The 15,936-nt window shown below is 71.3% G+C and carries 15 protein-coding genes; 6 read left to right on the top strand and 9 right to left on the bottom strand.

Going from position 1 to position 15,936, the window contains the following annotated elements:
• Positions 1–6: 6 nt before the first annotated feature.
• The 3 genes from OG753_RS31360 to OG753_RS31350 all read left to right on the top strand — a co-directional run bounded on the left by OG753_RS31360 (position 7) and on the right by OG753_RS31350 (position 2,848).
• The gene (locus OG753_RS31360) at positions 7–492 is read left to right on the top strand and encodes a MarR family transcriptional regulator (RefSeq protein WP_327264954.1); all 486 of its coding nucleotides are present in this window, start codon (positions 7–9) and stop codon (positions 490–492) included.
• A gap of 70 nt (positions 493–562) precedes the next feature.
• The gene (locus OG753_RS31355; RefSeq protein WP_327264953.1) at positions 563–2,092 is read left to right on the top strand and encodes a UDP-N-acetylglucosamine 1-carboxyvinyltransferase; all 1,530 of its coding nucleotides are present in this window, start codon (positions 563–565) and stop codon (positions 2,090–2,092) included.
• Positions 2,093–2,365: 273 nt separating this feature from the next.
• Positions 2,366–2,848 (top strand): hypothetical protein, encoded by a 483-nt coding sequence (locus tag OG753_RS31350; RefSeq protein ID WP_327264952.1) that lies wholly within the window; start codon positions 2,366–2,368, stop codon positions 2,846–2,848.
• Positions 2,849–2,859: 11 nt separating this feature from the next.
• On the opposite strand, the gene OG753_RS31345 is transcribed toward OG753_RS31350, so the two are convergent.
• Positions 2,860–3,696: a class II glutamine amidotransferase gene (locus OG753_RS31345; protein WP_405791019.1), complete on the bottom strand. Its 837-nt coding sequence runs from the start codon at positions 3,694–3,696 to the stop codon at positions 2,860–2,862.
• Positions 3,697–3,878: 182 nt separating this feature from the next.
• Between OG753_RS31345 and OG753_RS31340 the strand changes: the two genes are divergently transcribed.
• A complete protein-coding gene (locus OG753_RS31340; RefSeq protein WP_405791018.1) occupies positions 3,879–5,297 on the top strand; it encodes a cytochrome P450 in 1,419 nt (472 codons plus the stop codon).
• Positions 5,298–5,405: 108 nt separating this feature from the next.
• Positions 5,406–5,882 carry an FBP domain-containing protein gene (locus tag OG753_RS31335; protein WP_405791017.1) on the top strand — a complete coding sequence of 159 codons (477 nt, stop codon included), beginning with the start codon at positions 5,406–5,408 and terminating at the stop codon, positions 5,880–5,882.
• A gap of 78 nt (positions 5,883–5,960) precedes the next feature.
• On the opposite strand, the gene OG753_RS31330 is transcribed toward OG753_RS31335, so the two are convergent.
• Positions 5,961–7,511 carry an MFS transporter gene (locus tag OG753_RS31330; protein ID WP_405791016.1) on the bottom strand — a complete coding sequence of 517 codons (1,551 nt, stop codon included), beginning with the start codon at positions 7,509–7,511 and terminating at the stop codon, positions 5,961–5,963.
• 83 nt (positions 7,512–7,594) lie between these two features.
• Here OG753_RS31330 and OG753_RS31325 point away from each other — a divergent pair, with 83 nt between their 5' ends.
• Positions 7,595–9,652, top strand: a complete 2,058-nt coding sequence (locus OG753_RS31325) for an alpha/beta fold hydrolase (protein ID WP_405791015.1) — start codon at positions 7,595–7,597, stop codon at positions 9,650–9,652.
• A gap of 58 nt (positions 9,653–9,710) precedes the next feature.
• On the opposite strand, the gene OG753_RS31320 is transcribed toward OG753_RS31325, so the two are convergent.
• The 7 genes from OG753_RS31320 to OG753_RS31290 form a co-directional block, all read right to left on the bottom strand.
• Positions 9,711–10,034, bottom strand: coding sequence for a hypothetical protein (locus OG753_RS31320; protein ID WP_405791014.1), 324 nt, complete (start codon positions 10,032–10,034; stop codon positions 9,711–9,713).
• Complete coding sequence (locus tag OG753_RS31315; protein WP_405791013.1) at positions 10,027–11,409, bottom strand: hypothetical protein; 1,383 nt, start codon at positions 11,407–11,409, stop codon at positions 10,027–10,029. Before OG753_RS31315 ends, OG753_RS31320 begins: the two co-directional genes overlap by 8 nt.
• A 5-nt stretch (positions 11,410–11,414) precedes the next feature.
• Positions 11,415–11,756, bottom strand: a complete 342-nt coding sequence (locus OG753_RS31310) for a hypothetical protein (RefSeq protein WP_405791012.1) — start codon at positions 11,754–11,756, stop codon at positions 11,415–11,417.
• A gap of 123 nt (positions 11,757–11,879) precedes the next feature.
• On the bottom strand, positions 11,880–12,860 hold the full coding sequence (locus tag OG753_RS31305; protein ID WP_405791011.1) for an ABC transporter ATP-binding protein: 981 nt from the start codon (positions 12,858–12,860) through the stop codon (positions 11,880–11,882).
• Entirely contained in the window at positions 12,857–13,867 is a 1,011-nt protein-coding gene (locus OG753_RS31300; protein ID WP_405791010.1) for an ABC transporter ATP-binding protein, read from the bottom strand. Before OG753_RS31300 ends, OG753_RS31305 begins: the two co-directional genes overlap by 4 nt.
• Complete coding sequence (locus OG753_RS31295) at positions 13,867–14,853, bottom strand: ABC transporter permease (RefSeq protein WP_405791009.1); 987 nt, start codon at positions 14,851–14,853, stop codon at positions 13,867–13,869. Before OG753_RS31295 ends, OG753_RS31300 begins: the two co-directional genes overlap by 1 nt.
• Positions 14,850–15,920: an ABC transporter permease gene (locus OG753_RS31290; protein WP_327264942.1), complete on the bottom strand. Its 1,071-nt coding sequence runs from the start codon at positions 15,918–15,920 to the stop codon at positions 14,850–14,852. Before OG753_RS31290 ends, OG753_RS31295 begins: the two co-directional genes overlap by 4 nt.
• Positions 15,921–15,936: the final 16 nt, after the last annotated feature.

Genomic DNA, 15,936 nt, shown 5'->3' with positions numbered 1-15,936 from the left:
CGCCCCATGACCACGGAAGAGAACGGAACCCTCGTCCCCGCACGGCTGCGCGAGCTGCCCAGCCGACTGCTCGGACAGGCCTCCACCCACGCGCAGCGACTCGTAACCGAGGGACTGAGTGGGGCAGATGCCCGCAAATGGCACTACGCAGCCCTGGTCGCCCTGGAGGAATCCGGCCCGGCGAGTCAGGCCGGCCTGAGCGCCCGCACCGGCATCCACCGCAGCGACCTGGTCGCCGTCATCAACGAACTCGCCGCACGCGAACTGGTCGAACGGACCCCCGACCCCGAGGACCGCAGGCGCAACGTCATCACGGTCACGGCGCTCGGCAGGCGCCGGCTGCGCACCCTGGAGCAGATCCTCGACGCGGCCCAGGACGAGCTCCTGGCGCCGCTGTCCGCCCAGGAGCGGCAGCAGCTGGTGCGCCTGCTGGGCCGGATCGTCGAGCATCACGCCCACGGAGACCCCGCCATGGAGCCCGGAGACCGGTAACACCCTCTCAAATCACCCATTTGCCACACCCGGCGCGGGAGTCATCTCATATCTGAGATAGCGTGCCCCCATGGCAGACGACTACCTCGTACGCATCGGCAAGCTCATCCGTGACGCCCGGCAGCACCGGGGCTGGACACAGAGTCAGCTCGCGGACGCCCTCGGCACCAGCCAGAGCGCCGTGAACCGGATCGAGCGCGGCAACCAGAACATCAGCCTTGAGATGATCGCCCGGATCGGCGAAGCGCTCGACAGCGAAATCGTCTCCCTCGGCTACGCCGGCCCGATGCACCTGCGCGTGGTCGGCGGCCGCCGCCTGTCGGGTGCCATCGACGTCAAGACGAGCAAGAACGCGTGCGTCGCGCTGCTTTGTGCCTCACTGCTCAACAAGGGCCGTACGGTACTGCGGCGGGTGGCCCGCATCGAGGAGGTCTACCGCCTCCTGGAGGTCCTCAACTCCATCGGCGTGCGCACCCGTTGGATCAACGACGGCGTGGACCTGGAGCTGATCCCGCCCGCCCGCCTCGACATGGAGGCCATGGACGCGGACGCGGCCCGCCGGACCCGGAGCATCATCATGTTCCTGGGTCCGCTGCTGCACCGGATGGAGACCTTCCGTCTGCCCTACGCGGGCGGCTGCGACCTCGGCACCCGCACCATCGAGCCGCACATGATCGCCCTGCGCCGCTTCGGCCTGGACATCACCGCGACCGAGGGCATCTACCACGCGAAGGTCGCCCCCGGAATCTCCCCGGACCGCCCGATCGTGCTGACCGAGCGCGGGGACACCGTCACCGAGAACGCGCTGCTGGCCGCCGCCCGGCACGACGGCGTCACCGTCATCCGCAACGCCTCCTCCAACTACATGGTCCAGGACCTGTGCTTCTTCCTGGAGGCGCTGGGCGTCCGGGTCGACGGCGTCGGCACCACGACGCTCACCGTGCACGGCGTGCCGAGCATCGACGTGGACGTGGACTACTCCCCCTCCGAGGACCCGGTCGAGGCGATGAGCCTGCTCGCCGCCGCGGTCGTCACGGAGTCGGAGCTCACCATCCGCCGGGTGCCGATCGAGTTCATGGAGATCGAGCTCGCGGTCCTGGAGGAGATGGGCCTGGACCACGACCGCTCGCCGGAGTACAACGCGGACAACGGCCGCACCCGCCTGGTCGACCTCACGGTCCGCCCCTCGAAGCTCGAAGCCCCGATCGACAAGATCCACCCCATGCCGTTCCCCGGGCTGAACATCGACAACGTCCCGTTCTTCGCGGCCATCGCCGCCGTGGCCCAGGGCCAGACCCTGATCCACGACTGGGTCTACGACAACCGGGCCATCTACCTGACGGACCTGAACCGCCTGGGCGGCCGCCTCCAGCTCCTGGACCCCCACCGCGTCCTGGTCGAGGGCCCCACCCGCTGGCGCGCGGCAGAAATGATGTGCCCCCCGGCCCTGCGCCCGGCCGTGGTCGTCCTCCTGGCGATGATGGCGGCGGAGGGCACCTCGGTCCTGCGCAACGTCTACGTGATCAACCGCGGCTACGAGGAACTGGCCGAGCGCCTCAACTCGGTGGGCGCCCAGATCGAGATCTTCCGCGACATCTGAGTCCGCCGCAGCCCGGACCGACCCCGCCTTCCCGGGCCGCCCGTGGGCCGTCTCCGGCGCCTCCGCCCCTGCGGAGACACCGAAGACGGCCCTCCGCGCACACGCCCGCGCGGCAGGCATGGGCCTCCCCGGGGTCCGGAGCGGCGGATCGGCGTCCATGTTGTGCGGTCGCTTTGTCGTGGCATCTCATTTCTTTTCAACAACCGGTTCCGGATTCAACTTTCTGGGTATCTTGGCGCCCCTCAAGGCATCCTCGGCACCCGGGAGTTCCCTATGACCATGCTGTCCGGCGGCAGGCGCTTCGGCGGCGCCCTTGCCGTTGTCGCCGCCGTTCTGTCGCTCGTCGCCTGCGATCCGGCCGCGCCGGCCGCCGGTACCCCGAGCGTCGGCGTCACGGCCACCGCCGGCGCCAGTCCCTCGGTCGCGCCGACCGGTCCCAGTCCCAGTCCGAGCGCCAGCGTCCCGCCCACCACGGCCGCGCCGACTTCTGCGGCCCCTGCCGTCGAGCGCACCACCAAGGCACCGGAAGCCGCCAAGCCCGCGCCGCCGGCTCCCACCCGCACCCGTACCCAGGCGCCCGCACCCGCGCCCACCAAGGCGGCCGCCGACTGCTATCCCCTCTCCAACGCCGGCAACTGCTACAAGGCCGGGCAGATATGCCGGAAGGCCGATGTCGGCACGTCCGGGCGCGACGCAGGAGGACGTACGATCCACTGCCGCAAGGACAGCAGCGTCGGTCAGCGCTGGGGCTACTGACCTCCCCGGGCCTACGCGGCCTGCGGGGTGAAGGGGTACAGCGCGTCCTTGCCCGGTTCGACGAGTCCGTAGGAGCTCTCCGGGACCTGGTTCCAGGCGCCCGGCAGGTCACCGAGGGGTTCCGACACGACCAGGCGGGTTTCGTCGGAGACTTCCTGGAGGAACGCCATGTCCGGGTGCAGCTTGCGCAGGGCGTCCACGCGGCTGCTGTAGAACAGCGACCTCGACGCGCCCTGGCTGGAGTAGCGGAAGGCCCACAGGCGTTCGCCGTCGCTGATGGCGAGCGTCATCTGGAGCGGGTACTCCACACCGTGCTCGTGGCCGACGCGCTCCACCACGCCCGCCATCCGGGCCACCGCGCCGGGCGGGTCCTCCTCCAGGCCCAGGGTGAGCGCCAGGTGGAACATCACCTCGGAGTCCGTCGTTCCCTCGACGTACGGGTACAGCTCGGGGTCGATGAGCAGCGTGAGGTCCCGCCGCATGCGGTGGAACTCGGCTATCGACCCGTTGTGCATGAACATCCAGCGGCCGTGCCGGAAGGGGTGACAGTTCGTCTGCTGCACCGCCGTACCCGTCGACGCCCGGATGTGGGCGAAGAACAGCGGGGAGCGGACGTGGTCCGAGATCTCCCGCAGGTTCCGGTTGTTCCAGGCGGGACCGATCTCCCGCAGGATCGCCGGGGAGCCCGTCTCCTCCTCCGTGTACCACCCGACGCCGAACCCGTCGCCATTGGTCGTCTCCACACCCAGCTTGGAGTGCAGGCTCTGGTCGATCAGCGAGTGGGCCGGTTTGTAGAGGATGGTTTCGAGCAGCAGGGGTGTTCCCGAATACGCGAGCCATCGACACATGAGCGATCACCTCGGGGTGCGACGCACGGAAAGCCTTTCCATTGTGGCTTCACCCCTCACTGATCGCCACGCAGGCGGGAAGAACGTGATCAGGCCACTCTGCGGCCCGATCCGGCTGCCGTCCTCGCCATCTGCGGCGCCGGCACGGCAGAATCGGGCCTCCGTAGGACGAAGGGGCGGCCATGGCAGTGGGAACGAACTCCGGCGCGGACACGGGGACGGAGGTGCCCGGGCTGACCGGGGTGCCGTTGCTCGGGTCGCTGTTCGACCTGAAGTCCGACTCCCTCGGCACCTATCTGCGGGCCCAGCACCAGCACGGTGACCTGGTACGGATCTCGGCCGGCCCGCCCGGGATGCGGGCCGAGCTGTACTGCGTCTTCTCCCCCGCGGGCGCCCAGCAGGTGCTCGCCACCGACGCCGCCCGCTTCCGCAAGGACAACCGCTTCTACCAGGAGGTCCGGGAGTCCTTCGGCAACGGGCTGCTGACCAGTCAGGACGAGGACTACCTGCGCCAGCGGCGGCTCGTGCAGCCGCTGTTCACCCGGCGCCGGGTGGACGGTTACGCCGAGGCGATCGCCGCCGAGACCGCATCGGTCATCAGCGCCTGGGGCGGGGCCGTCGACGGTGTCGTCGACGTCTCGGACGAGATGATGCACCTCGCCCTGCGTGCCGTGGCCCGCATCCTCTTCGGCACCGATGTCGAGGCCACCGCCGATGTCGTGGCCGAATGCTTTCCGGTCATCACCGACTACGTGCTGCGCCGCGGCTACTCCCCCGCCAACATCCCGCGCCATTGGCCCACCCCCGGCAACCGGCGGGCGGCCGCCGCGATGGACGAGCTCTACGGGGTGTGCGACAGGATCATCGCGGAGCGTCGGCGCGCCGGGACCGGGACGGAGGCGGAGGCGGAGTCCGGAGCCGGAGCCGCCGGTGAGGACCTGCTGACGCTGCTCGCCGCCGCCAGGAGTTCGGACGACGGGGAGTTCGACGCCTCCGAGCTGCGCGACCAGGTGCTGATCTTCCTGCTCGCCGGGCACGAGACGACCGCCACCTCCCTCTGCTTCGCCCTGCACCTGCTGGCCCGCCATCCCGAGCAGCAGGACCGGGCCCGCGAGGAGATTTCCCGCGTGCTGGGCGACCGTACGCCCGGGGCCGCCGACCTGGAGCGGCTGCCGTACCTCACCCAGGTCCTCAAGGAGGCCATGCGGCTCTATCCGGCCGCGCCGGTCATCGGCCGCAAGGCCGTCGCCACCACCCGGATCGGGGAGCACACCATCCCCGCGGGCGCGGACGTGATCCTGGCGCCCTGGGTGACGCACCGCCACCCCGCCCACTGGCCGGACCCCGACCGCTTCGACCCCGAGCGCTTCTCACCCGAGGCGGAGGCGGGGCGTCCGCGGTACGCGTGGTTCCCCTTCGGCGGGGGACCGCGCGCCTGCATCGGGCAGCACTTCTCGATGCTGGAGTCGGTGATCGCGCTGGCGATGATCCTGCGGGCGTACGAGTTCGAAGCCGTGGACACCGAGATCCCGGTCGGCGCGGGGATCACCCTGCGGACGAACGGTCCGGCGCGGTGCCGGATCCGCCGCTCGGACGGGTAGCGGCCGGGCGTCCGGTCATGACGAACGGACGACGGAGACGGTTCCGGGCGGATTGTCCGTGGATATTGGGGTGCGGGCGGTCCGGAACCGGTCGTAGGGTCGGTCCACGTGGAACCACTCACCGAGAAACAGATCCGCTCGTCGTTCGTGAACAGCACCAAGGGCGAGGCGGCGCGGCTGCGGCTGCCCCTCGACTTCGCCGAACTGCCCTGGCAGGAGCTCGACTTCCTGGGGTGGGTGGACCCGGGCGCGCCCCTGCGGGCCCATCTGGTGCTGCGCGTACCGGCCCTCGGCCGCACCAGCGCGGTGAAGTCCAGCCTGTGCCAGATCTGCCTCACGGGTCACGCCTCCTCCGGGGTCACCCTGCTGGCAGCCCCGCTGGCGGGGGCCCGCGGCCGTGAGGGCAACACGGTCGGCACGTACATCTGCGCGGACCTCGCCTGCCCCCTCTACGTACGCGGCAAGCGGCAGCCGAAGCTGCGCGCCGGGCGGTACGAGGAGTCCCTCACGCTGGACGAGCGGCTCGCCCGCATGACGGACAACCTGGACGCCTTCGCTGCCCGCGTCACCGACACCGCGGCGTGACCCGCCGGCCCACCCAGAGGGCTGCCGTTGCCGCTTCCGTCGCCGCTGCCGCTACCGCTGCCGTCGCCGCCCGCGCCGTCAGCTGTGGTCGGCCGCCGGTGTGTGGTTGCCCTTGAGACGTTCCAGGTCCGAGGGGCGGACCTGGATGACGAACAGTGCGATCAGCGCCCCGACCAGCGTGAACAGTGCGGCCACGACGAAGGCCGAGCTTATGCCCGAGGTGAGGACCTGGTCGCTCCACGGCTTCGGGAGCTGCCCGGTGCGCTGGAAGAAGGCCTTCTGCACCGGGCCGGCCGTGCTGAGGAACTCCGGTATCTGCTCCTTGGCCTCGTTGCGGCTGGACGTGCCGTAGACGGTCACCAGGATCGACAGGCCCAGTGAGCCGCCCACCTGCTGCATCGTGTTCAGCAGGCCGGACGCCGCGCCCGACTCCCGGTCGGTGACGTTGGACAGGGCCATCAGCGTCAGCGAGACGAACTGCAGGCCCATGCCCAGGGCGAAGAGCAGCATCGGGCCCAGGATGCTGCCGAGGTACGTCGAGTCGACGTCGGTCTGCGTCAGCCAGGCGAGGCCGGCCGCCGAGGACAGCGCGCCGGTGACCATGAAGGGCTTGGGGCCGAACTTCGGCAGCAGTTTCGCAGTGATCGCGGCGCCCACGGCGATCACGGCACTGACCGGCAGGAAGGCGAGGCCGGCCTGGATCGGGCTGAAGCCCAGCACGATCTGCACGAAGAGGGTCAGGAAGAAGAACATGCCGAAGATCGCGCAGGCGAGCATGAGCATGATGCCGTAGGTCCCGGCCCGGTTGCGGTCGGCGAACATGTGCAGCGGGGTGATCGGTTGCGGCGAGCGCCGTTCGTTGAGGATGAAGAGGGTCAGCAGGACCACGGCGGCGCCGAAGGATCCGAGGGTGACCGGGTCGCGCCAGCCCTCCTGGGATGCCCGGATGAAGCCGTAGACGAGCGAGACCATGCCCAGGGTGGACAGCAGCGCGCCGGCGAAGTCGAAGTGGCCCGGGTGGCGTTCGGACTCGCGCAGGACCTTCGTGGCGAGGACCGCGATCACGATGGCGATGGGGACGTTGACGAAGAGCACCCAGCGCCAGTCGAGCCATTCGACGAGGATGCCGCCCGCGAGGAGTCCGATGGCGCCGCCGGCGGCCGAGACCCCGGCGAACACGCCGAACGCCCGGTTGCGGGCGGGTCCCTCGCGGAAGGTGGTGGTGATCAGGGCGAGGGAGGTGGGCGAGGCGATGGCGCCGCCGACGCCCTGGAGGGCGCGTGCGGCCATCAACTGGCCTTCGTTCTGGGCGAGTCCGCCGAGGAGGGAAGCCAGTCCGAAGAGCAGGACACCGAAGATGAAGACGCGTTTGCGGCCGAGGATGTCGCCGGTGCGGCCGCCGAGGAGCAGCAGGCCGCCGAAGGCCAGCGTGTAGGCGTTGACGACCCAGGAAAGGCTCTCCGTCGAGAAGTCGAGAGCGGTCTGGATGTGCGGCAGCGCGATGTTCACGATCGTGATGTCGAGAACCACCATGAGTTGGCAGGAGGCGATGACGAACAGGGCGAGTCCGCTGCTTGCCCGGACCTTGCCGTCGGTCCCGTTGTTGCCAGGCGATGCGTTCGGGTCCACCTTTTCGACGCTAAGCCCGTGCCCCAGGGGTCACCACTCGAACAGCCTAGTGGGGGTGACATTTCACATGTCACACTACGATCATGGATGACTTCCTCAGGCTCTCCGCGAGCACGGCCCGCTTCACCCACGGCGCCCCGCGCGCGTTCTCCTTCGGGGACGACGGCCGGCTGCTCTGGTTCCTCCGCTCGACCGGCCCCACCGACGCCTTCGACAGCCTCTGGGTGCTCGACACCGCCACCGGCGCCGAGACCCGGCTCGCCGATCCCCGCGAACTGTGCCCCGAGCCTGGGCCCCTGCCGGTCGCCGAGCGCCGGCTCCGCGAGCGGACCCGGCTCGTCGCCGCCGGAATCGGCTCGTACGCCCTCTCCGGCGACGGACTGCACGCCGTCTTCGCCCTGTACGGGCGGCTCTTCGAGGTCACCGCCGGCAAAGCCGGAACGCCCGAGGAGATCCCGGCCGCCGGTCCCGCCCTGGACCCGCGGCCGAACGCCGACGGCTCGCGCACCGCATACGTCGCCGACGACGTCCTGTACGTCGTCCCGGGCGGCCGGGTCAGCCCCGACGACGGGGCCCGCTGGGGCCTCGCCGAGTTCGCCGCCGCCGAGGAGCTGGGCCGCACCCGGGGCCACTGGTGGTCCCCCGACGGGGTCACCCTGCTGGCCGCCCGCGTCGACGAATCCGCCCTCCAGCGGCGCTGGTTCGCCGACCCGGCACACCCCGAGCTCCCGGCCGAGGACTTCGCGTACCCCGAGGCCGGCGGGCCCAACGCCGACGTCCAGCTGTGGGTGCTCGGCGAGGGCGGGGCCCGGACACGGCTCGACTGGGACGCCGGGGCCTTCCCGTACGTGAGCGACGCGGGCTGGGAGTCCGCCACCGAGATCCTGCTCACCGTCCAGGACCGGCTCCAGCGATGCGTCCTGCTGCTCTCCGCCGACCCGGCCACCGGCCGCACCACCGAACTGTCCCGCACCACCCACCCGCAGTGGGTGGACCCGCTGGTCCCCGGCACTCCGGCCCGCCTCGCCGACGGGCGGATGCTCACCGCCGCCGACACCCCGGGCGGCGCCGCCCGCGCCCTCGCGGTGGACGGCGAGCTGCTCACCGGCGACGGGATCCAGGTCCGCTGCGTGGCCGGGGTCCACGAGGGCCGGCTGCTGATCGAGGCGGGCCTGCGCGACCCGTCCGAGCAGCAGGTGCTGCTGCTGGACCCGGCCACCGGGGAGCTGACCCCGCTCGCCGACGGGCCCGGGGTGCACACCGTGTCCGCGGCGGCCGGGACCCTGCTGCTGACCTCGGCCGGGCCCGACGGGGTACGCCGCACCGTACGCACCCCCGACGGGCGGGAGCTGTCCCCCGCCGACCTGTCCGAGCCACTGCCCTACCGGGTGGACGCGATCCTGGAGCGGGTCACCGAACACGGCGTCCCCACCGCCCTCGTACTGCCCCGCGACCACGTCCCCGGCCGGCGGCTACCGGTCCTGGTCGACGGCTACGGCGGCCCCGGCGCGCAGGACATCACCGCCGATCCGCGCCGCCGCCAGCACCGCCAGTGGTGGGCCGACCAGGGCTTCGCGGTGGTGACCGTCGACAACCGCGGCACCCCGTACGTCTCCCCCGCCCACACCCACGCCATGTACCGCGGCTTCTCCGAGGTCACCCTCGACGACCAGGTCGCGGCCCTCCACGCGCTCGCCGCCCGCCACACCGACCTCGACCTCGGCCGGGTCGGGGTGCGCGGCTGGTCGTACGGCGGCTACCTCGCGGCCATGGCCGTACTGCGCCGCCCGGACGTCTTCCACGCGGCGGCGGCCGGGGCCGCGCCGACCGACTTCCGGCACTACGACACCGCGTACACCGAGCGGTACCTGGGCCTCCCGCAGGATCACCCGGAGGTCTACGAGCGGGACTCCCTCGTCCCCGACGCCCCGAAGCTCTCCCGCCCCCTGCTGCTGATCACGGGCCTCGCCGACGACAACGTCCACCCGTCGCACACCCTGCGCCTCTCGCAGGCGCTGACGGACGCGGGCCGCCCGCACCAGCTCCTGGCGCTGCCCGGCGTCACGCACATGACCCCGGGCGGCACCCGGGAGAAGCTGATGGCCCTGGAACTGGAGTTCTTCCGCCGCGAACTGGCCTGAGCGCCGTCCCCTGCGCCCCGCCGGCCTCGGCACCGGCGGGGCGTGCCCGGCCGGGCGGTCAGGGCTGCGGGGCGAAGACCATCCGGATCAGCGCGGTGAGGACCAGAGCCGTCACGGGCGCGTACCACCAGCGACCGAGCCGGCCCGTGTTCACACAGACCGCCGTGACCGCGACGGCCAGGAGCTCCACCGACAGGCTGAGCACGCCCATCAGACGGACGGTCTGCGTCACCGACCGGTCCCAGGGTCCCTCGGACTCGGTGAGCAGCGCGTTGTAAAGGAAGAAGCCCGCCACGGTGTGCAGCGCCAGCAGGACGACCGCCCCCGCGGCCGCCGCCACCCGATGGCGTCGGGTGGGCCCCGGTACTGCCTGCTCAGTCATTCAGCGCCCGCCTCGCGTCCTCGATGTTCACGCCAAAGCCACGACCGTAGCCCTGGGCATCGTCCGTACGCCAGCCCGGGCCGCCGTTGTACCGGGCCGCCAGTTCCTGGTACTGCGCAGGGGTCATCTGGTCGGCGGGTACGTTCGCGAACGAGCTCTCCGCCTTGAGCTGGGCAAGGTACTCGGAGGCGATGTAGATGTTCGTCGACGGGTTCTGCGTGGCCTCCTGGATCTCGTCCCGCTGGTCCGGCGTGAGGTTCTCCGGATCGTAGCCGAGCACCTCCGCGGAGCGGCGCAGCTGGATGGCGATCGGCCCCATGGACGTCTGGTCAGCCTCACCCGCCAGTCCGATCTGCTCCGCCACCCACTGGAACTCGGGCCAGACCTCGTGCTGGTTCCGCCGGTAGTTCACCGCCATGTTGTCGGCCCACTTGGGGTCGCCCTGCACCTCCTGCCAGGCGATGCCCGCGATCATGTCGGCGGGCAGGCCCGTGTACGCGGCCGCGTCGCGGATGTGCGCGCGGTTGGTGTGGATCCACTCGCGCCGATCCTCGTCCGAATCCGACGGACCCCACTTGTTCTGGTCCATGGCGGGCGGCAGTCCGTCCAGCCGGGACCGGATCTCCCGGAGCTTGGGGGACACCGTCTCACTGCCGACGTTGTGGGCGATGCCGTCGACCCGGGGGCCGGCGCCGGGGAGCGCCGCGTTGGGGTCGTGTGCGGCCTCTCCCACCTCCTGCCTCAACGCGGGCATCCCGGCGAGGAGCACCGAAGGGTGCGGCAGGTCGCCCCGGAAGTCGGGCAAGTCGCGCTGGGCCTTGCCGAGTTGGGCTACGCACGTGGTGCGCGCCTCGTGCTCGATGCGTTCGGCGTCGCCGAAGGCGTGCTTCGCCCCGTTGTACTGCTGCTCCGCCTCGTCACGGATCTCGTCGACGTCGACCGTGATCTCCGCCAGCCAGTCGAGGATCCCGGTGCGCTTGCGGAGGTCCTCCCACTGCCTCATCGGCTCGGCCCGCTGCGCGGTTTCGGTCACCGGACTCGCCACCCGCGCCATGACCCTGGACAGGGCGCGCTCGCTCGACAGACCGCTCTCGTAGCGACCTTTGGCCCGGCCTACCGCCTCGGCGTAGTCCACGAGCGCGGCATGGACACTCCGGAAGGCGCCCGACAGGGCGGTGGCCAGCTTCTCGGCCTCGCCCAGCCGCTTGACATAGAGCTCTTCGGCGTCACTCACCCAGTAGGTGCGCGTCGCTTTGAGGAAGGCCGAGTCGGCGGAGTCCAGCAGCAGGTGGAGCCTGCGGTACTCCTGGGCGGTGCGTTCGATCAGGGGAGGACTGCACAGTTCGAGGAACTCAACCTCGGTGCGGTAGGTCATGCCGGTCACCTGTCCTCGGCCGGTATGAACCGGCCGTTGTCGAGAACCGCGCGGAACGCGCCCTCCGTGGCGAGGTCGGTCTGCGCGTAGTCGCCGCCGGCCACCTTCAGCTTGGTGGCCAGCGCGGCCAACAGCGAAACGGTGTCCAGGTACTGGTCGTTGCCGAACCGCGCGAACGAGTCCAGAGCGGTCGACACCTCCTGGTGCGAGCGGGGCACCCGGGCCATGACCGTCAACTCGCCGTCGGGCCGCCCCGCGTACAAAAGCCCGGCCAGTTCTACGAGGAGATGCGAATTGCCGTTGATGGACGCGGCGTTCGCCGCATATCCGTCGCTACTTGATGCCATGTCCACCCCTAGATCATTTGCGTTGAATGATGTTATGGGACGCTGCGCGAACACCTGGGCAACGGAAGGACCCGGGCCGATCGTGTCGGCCCGGGTCCTCCTCTCTCTTCCCATGGCTCCCCGTCAGTCACCAGGGAAGTGACAGGCCACCTCGCGGGAGGCGGCAAGACGCAGGAGCGGGCGCTCCGTGCGGCAGAGCTGCTGGGCCTTGGGGCAGCGCGGGTGGAAGGTGCAGCCCGGGGGTGGAGCGGCCGGGCTCGGCGGGTCGCCGAGCAGCACGATCCGCTCCCGCCGCCGTTCCGCCGCCGGGTCGGGCAGCGGGACGGCGGACAACAGCGCCCGGGTGTACGGGTGCTGCGGGTCCTCGTAGAGGGACTTCTTGTCCCCGATCTCGACGATCCTGCCGAGGTACATGACGGCGACCCGGTCGCTGACCCGTTTGACCACCGACAGGTCGTGGGCGATGAACACGTAGGCGAGGCCGAGTTCGGCCCGCAGCCGTTCCATCAGGTTGACGATCTGGGCCTGGACGGAGACGTCCAGCGCGGAGACCGGCTCGTCGGCGACGATCAGCCGGGGGCTGGTGGACAGCGAGCGGGCGATGCCGATGCGCTGGGCCTGGCCCCCGGAGAACTCGTGCGGGTAGCGGTCGATGTGTTCGGGGATCAGTCCGACGAGCTCCATCAGCTCGGCGGCCCGCCGGCGGGCATCGCCCGCGCTCCAGCCCTGCACCAGCAGCGGGTCGGAGATGATCCGGGCCACGGTCTGGCGGGGGTTGAGAGAGGAGTGGGGGTCCTGGAAGACCATCTGGATGTGCTTGCGCAGCGGGCGCATCGCGGACGGGGAGAGGCGGCTGATGTCCTTGCCCTCGAAGGCGACCCGGCCCGACGTGGGCTCCAGCAGCCGCACGAGCATCCGGCCGGTGGTGGACTTGCCGCACCCCGACTCCCCGACCAGGCCGAGGGTCTGCCCGGCCGCCAGGTCGAAGGACACCCCGTCGACGGCGCGCACGGGCGCCCCCCGGCGCCCGGTCACGGATCGCCGGCCGGGGAAGGTCATGGTCAGGTCCTGTACGGACAGCAGGGGCGTTGCGGTCTCGGTCATCGGGCCGCCTCCTGGGCGGTGCGGTCCCCGGCGAAGTGGCAGGCCACGGTCCGCGCGGGTCCGTCCCCGTACGCCGCCGGTTCGGGCCGTACGTCGGTGCAGCGCGCGGCCGCCCTCGGGCAGCGCGGGGCGAAGGCGCAGCCGGGGGCGGGCGTGAGCAGGGAGGGCGGGGAGCCGGGGATGAACGGCAGGGGGACGTCGTCGGCGGTGTCCAGGCGGGGCAGCGAGTCGAGCAGGCCCCGGGTGTAGGGGTGGGCGGGGTCGGCGAACAGCTCGTCGGCCGGTGCCTGTTCGGCGGCCCGGCCGCCGTACATGACGAGCACCTCGTGGGCGACGCGGGCGACGACACCCAGGTCGTGGGTGATCATCACGACGCCGAGTCCGCGCTCCTGCTGGAGCCGGGCGATCAGCTCGAGGATCTGCGCCTGCACGGTGACGTCCAGGGCGGTGGTCGGCTCGTCGGCGATCAGCAGGTCGGGCTCGCAGGCCAGCGCCATGGCGATCATCGCGCGCTGGCGCATGCCGCCGGAGAACTGGTGCGGGTACTCCCCCGCGCGACGGGCCGGTTCCGGGATGCCGACCTCGCCGAGCATGTCGACGGCGCGCCTGCGGGCTGCGGCCCGGCCGGCCTTGAAGTGCACCCGGAAGTGCTCGGCGATCTGCTCGCCGACCGTGTAGTAGGGGTGCAGGCTGGAGAGCGGGTCCTGGAAGATCATCGCCATCCGGCGGCCGCGGACCTTGGACAGCTCGCGCTCCGGGAGCCCGGTCAGCTCGCGTCCGGCCAGCGCCACGGAGCCGCTGACCTCGACCGGGCCCCGGTGCAGTCCCATGACGGCGAGCGAGGTGACGGACTTGCCGGAGCCGGACTCGCCGACGATGCCGAGGGTGCGTCCGGCCTCGACGGTGAAGCCGATCGAGTCGACGGCCCGTACGGCCCCGCGCCCGGTGGTGAACGTGACGCGCAGATCTCGTACTTCGAGGAGCGGAGCGGCGGTGTCGGCTGCCATCAGTACCTCACTCTCGGGTCGATGACGGCGTACAGGAGGTCGACGAGGAGGTTGGCGACGACGATGAAGAAGGCGGCGAGCAGGGTGACGCCGAGGACCACGGGCTGGTCGGAGTTGACCAGGGCGCCGTAGAACAGCCGCCCGATGCCCGGGAGTCCGAAGATGGACTCGGTGATGACGGCTCCGGCGAGCAGCCCGCCGAGGTCCATGCCGAAGATGGTCAGGATCGGGGTCATGCCGGAGCGGAGCCCGTGTTTGACGACGACCGTGCGCTCGGGCATGCCCTTGGCACGGGCGGTACGGATGTACGGCTCGGCCATCGCCTCGATCATCGAGCCGCGGCTCTGGCGCGCGTACATGGCGGCGTAGAGCAGGGCGAGCGCGATCCAGGGCAGGGCCAGGTTCGAGGCCCAGGCGAGCGGATTGTCGGTGAAGGCCTGGTAGGTGGGGTAGGGCAGGAGACCGGCGATGCGGATGACCCCGTAGATGAGCATCACGGAGGTGAAGTACACGGGCAGGGAGGCGGCGGCGACGGCGCCGACCATCAGGGCCTTGTCGGTGGCGGTGTCCTTGCGCAGGGCGGCGGTGACCCCGGCGCCGAGGCCGAGGACCAGCCAGAGCGCGGCGGCGCCGAAGGCGAGGGAGGCGGAGACCGGGAGCCGGTCCGTCAGGAGGTCCCAGACGGGCAGCGAGTTCTCGTAGCTGTAGCCCAGGCACGGGAAGTCGCAGTCGACGGCGTACTGGCCGGTGCCGAGGGTGCGGCCGGTGAAGATGCCGGTGAGGAAGTCGGTGAACTGGCTCCACAGGGGCTGGTCGAGGCCGAGGTACGCCCGTACGTCGGCCAGGCGTTCGGCGCTGCAGGTCTTGCCGCAGGCGGCCGCGGCCGGGTCGGAGGGCAGGACGTAGAAGATGAGGAAGGTGACGGCGGCGATGGCGAGGAGCACGCCGGCGAGGGCGAGCAGCCGGCGGGCGAGGTAGAGGATCAACTGCGGCCGCCCCTCGGGTCGAGGATGTCGCGCAGGGCGTCGCCGAGCAGGGTGAAGGCGAGCACGGCGAGGAAGAGGAAGACGCTGGGGATGACGAAGTACATGGGGTCGGTCTCGTAGTAGGCCACGGACTCGGCGATCATCTGGCCCCAGGAGGGGGTGGGCGGGCGGACGCCGACGCCGAGGTAGCTGAGGGCGGCCTCGGTGCTGATCATTCCGGGGATCAGCAGGGTGGTGTAGGCGATGACGGGGCCCGAGACGCCCGGGAGGATGTCGCGGGTCAGGATCCGCCAGGGCCCGGAACCGCCCACGCGGGCGGCGTCGACGTACTCGCGGTGCTTGAGGGAGAGGGTCTGGCCGCGGACCACGCGGGCGACGCCGGGCCAGCCGAACACTCCGATGACGGTGGTCATGAGGACGATCCGGTTGACGTCCTTGGCCACGGACAGCATCGCGATCATGAAGATCAGCGAGGGGAAGGACATGGTCAGGTCCATGAGCCGGGACAGGGCCGCGTCGGTGCGGCCGCCGAAGTAGCCGGCGGCGATCCCGGCGGCGGTGCCGGCGACCACGACGATGGCGGTGGCGGCGAAGGCGATCAGGAGGGAGACCTGCGCGCCGTGGATCACCCGGGCGTACAGGTCGCGGCCGGTGACGGGTTCGACGCCGAGCCAGTGCTCGGAGCTGATCCCGCCGAGGGCGCCGAGCGGCTGGCCCCCGAGGTAGGGGTCGATGGCGGTCTTGTCGAACTCGTTCGGGGACCAGCCGCCGAGGGCGCCCAGCCAGGGGGCGGTCACGGCCATGAGGACGAAGAGCAGGACGACGCCGAGGCTGACGCGGACGGCGGGGCGGCGGCGGAGTTCCCGCCGGGCGAGCTGCCACGGGCTGCTGCCGGGCGCTGCCGCGGGCCGGACCGTGGCGGCTTCGGGGGCTGAGGCCGTGCCGGGGGCAGGGGCTGCGCCGGGGGCTGGTGCGCCGCTGCCCGGGGCCCGTGCTGCATCAGTGGCCGGGGTGCCGTCGGGGCTAAGGGGTGCCCGGTCGTCCGGGACCGGTGCGGTGGTGGTCATGGTGTCGCAGGCCTCC

The organism is Streptomyces sp. NBC_00029 (genome assembly GCF_045160505.1).
Lineage (GTDB): Bacteria > Actinomycetota > Actinomycetes > Streptomycetales > Streptomycetaceae > Streptomyces.
The sequence above is the reverse complement of the archived record's forward strand: the minus strand, read 5'-3'. Positions and strand labels throughout refer to the sequence as shown.

Excerpts from the sequence above, each read along its gene's own strand:
- OG753_RS31290 (WP_327264942.1), bottom strand. The coding sequence starts at position 15,920 with ATGACCACCACCGCACCGGTCCCGGACGACCGGGCACCCCTTAGCCCC.
- OG753_RS31360 (WP_327264954.1), top strand. The coding sequence starts at position 7 with ATGACCACGGAAGAGAACGGAACCCTCGTCCCCGCACGGCTGCGCGAG.
- OG753_RS31310 (WP_405791012.1), bottom strand. The coding sequence starts at position 11,756 with ATGGCATCAAGTAGCGACGGATATGCGGCGAACGCCGCGTCCATCAAC.
- OG753_RS31315 (WP_405791013.1), bottom strand. The coding sequence starts at position 11,409 with ATGACCTACCGCACCGAGGTTGAGTTCCTCGAACTGTGCAGTCCTCCC.
- OG753_RS31325 (WP_405791015.1), top strand. The coding sequence starts at position 7,595 with ATGGATGACTTCCTCAGGCTCTCCGCGAGCACGGCCCGCTTCACCCAC.
- OG753_RS31355 (WP_327264953.1), top strand. The coding sequence starts at position 563 with ATGGCAGACGACTACCTCGTACGCATCGGCAAGCTCATCCGTGACGCC.
- OG753_RS31300 (WP_405791010.1), bottom strand. The coding sequence starts at position 13,867 with ATGGCAGCCGACACCGCCGCTCCGCTCCTCGAAGTACGAGATCTGCGC.
- OG753_RS31320 (WP_405791014.1), bottom strand. The coding sequence starts at position 10,034 with ATGACTGAGCAGGCAGTACCGGGGCCCACCCGACGCCATCGGGTGGCG.
- OG753_RS31350 (WP_327264952.1), top strand. The coding sequence starts at position 2,366 with ATGACCATGCTGTCCGGCGGCAGGCGCTTCGGCGGCGCCCTTGCCGTT.
- OG753_RS31305 (WP_405791011.1), bottom strand. The coding sequence starts at position 12,860 with ATGACCGAGACCGCAACGCCCCTGCTGTCCGTACAGGACCTGACCATG.
- OG753_RS31345 (WP_405791019.1), bottom strand. The coding sequence starts at position 3,696 with ATGTGTCGATGGCTCGCGTATTCGGGAACACCCCTGCTGCTCGAAACC.
- OG753_RS31340 (WP_405791018.1), top strand. The coding sequence starts at position 3,879 with ATGGCAGTGGGAACGAACTCCGGCGCGGACACGGGGACGGAGGTGCCC.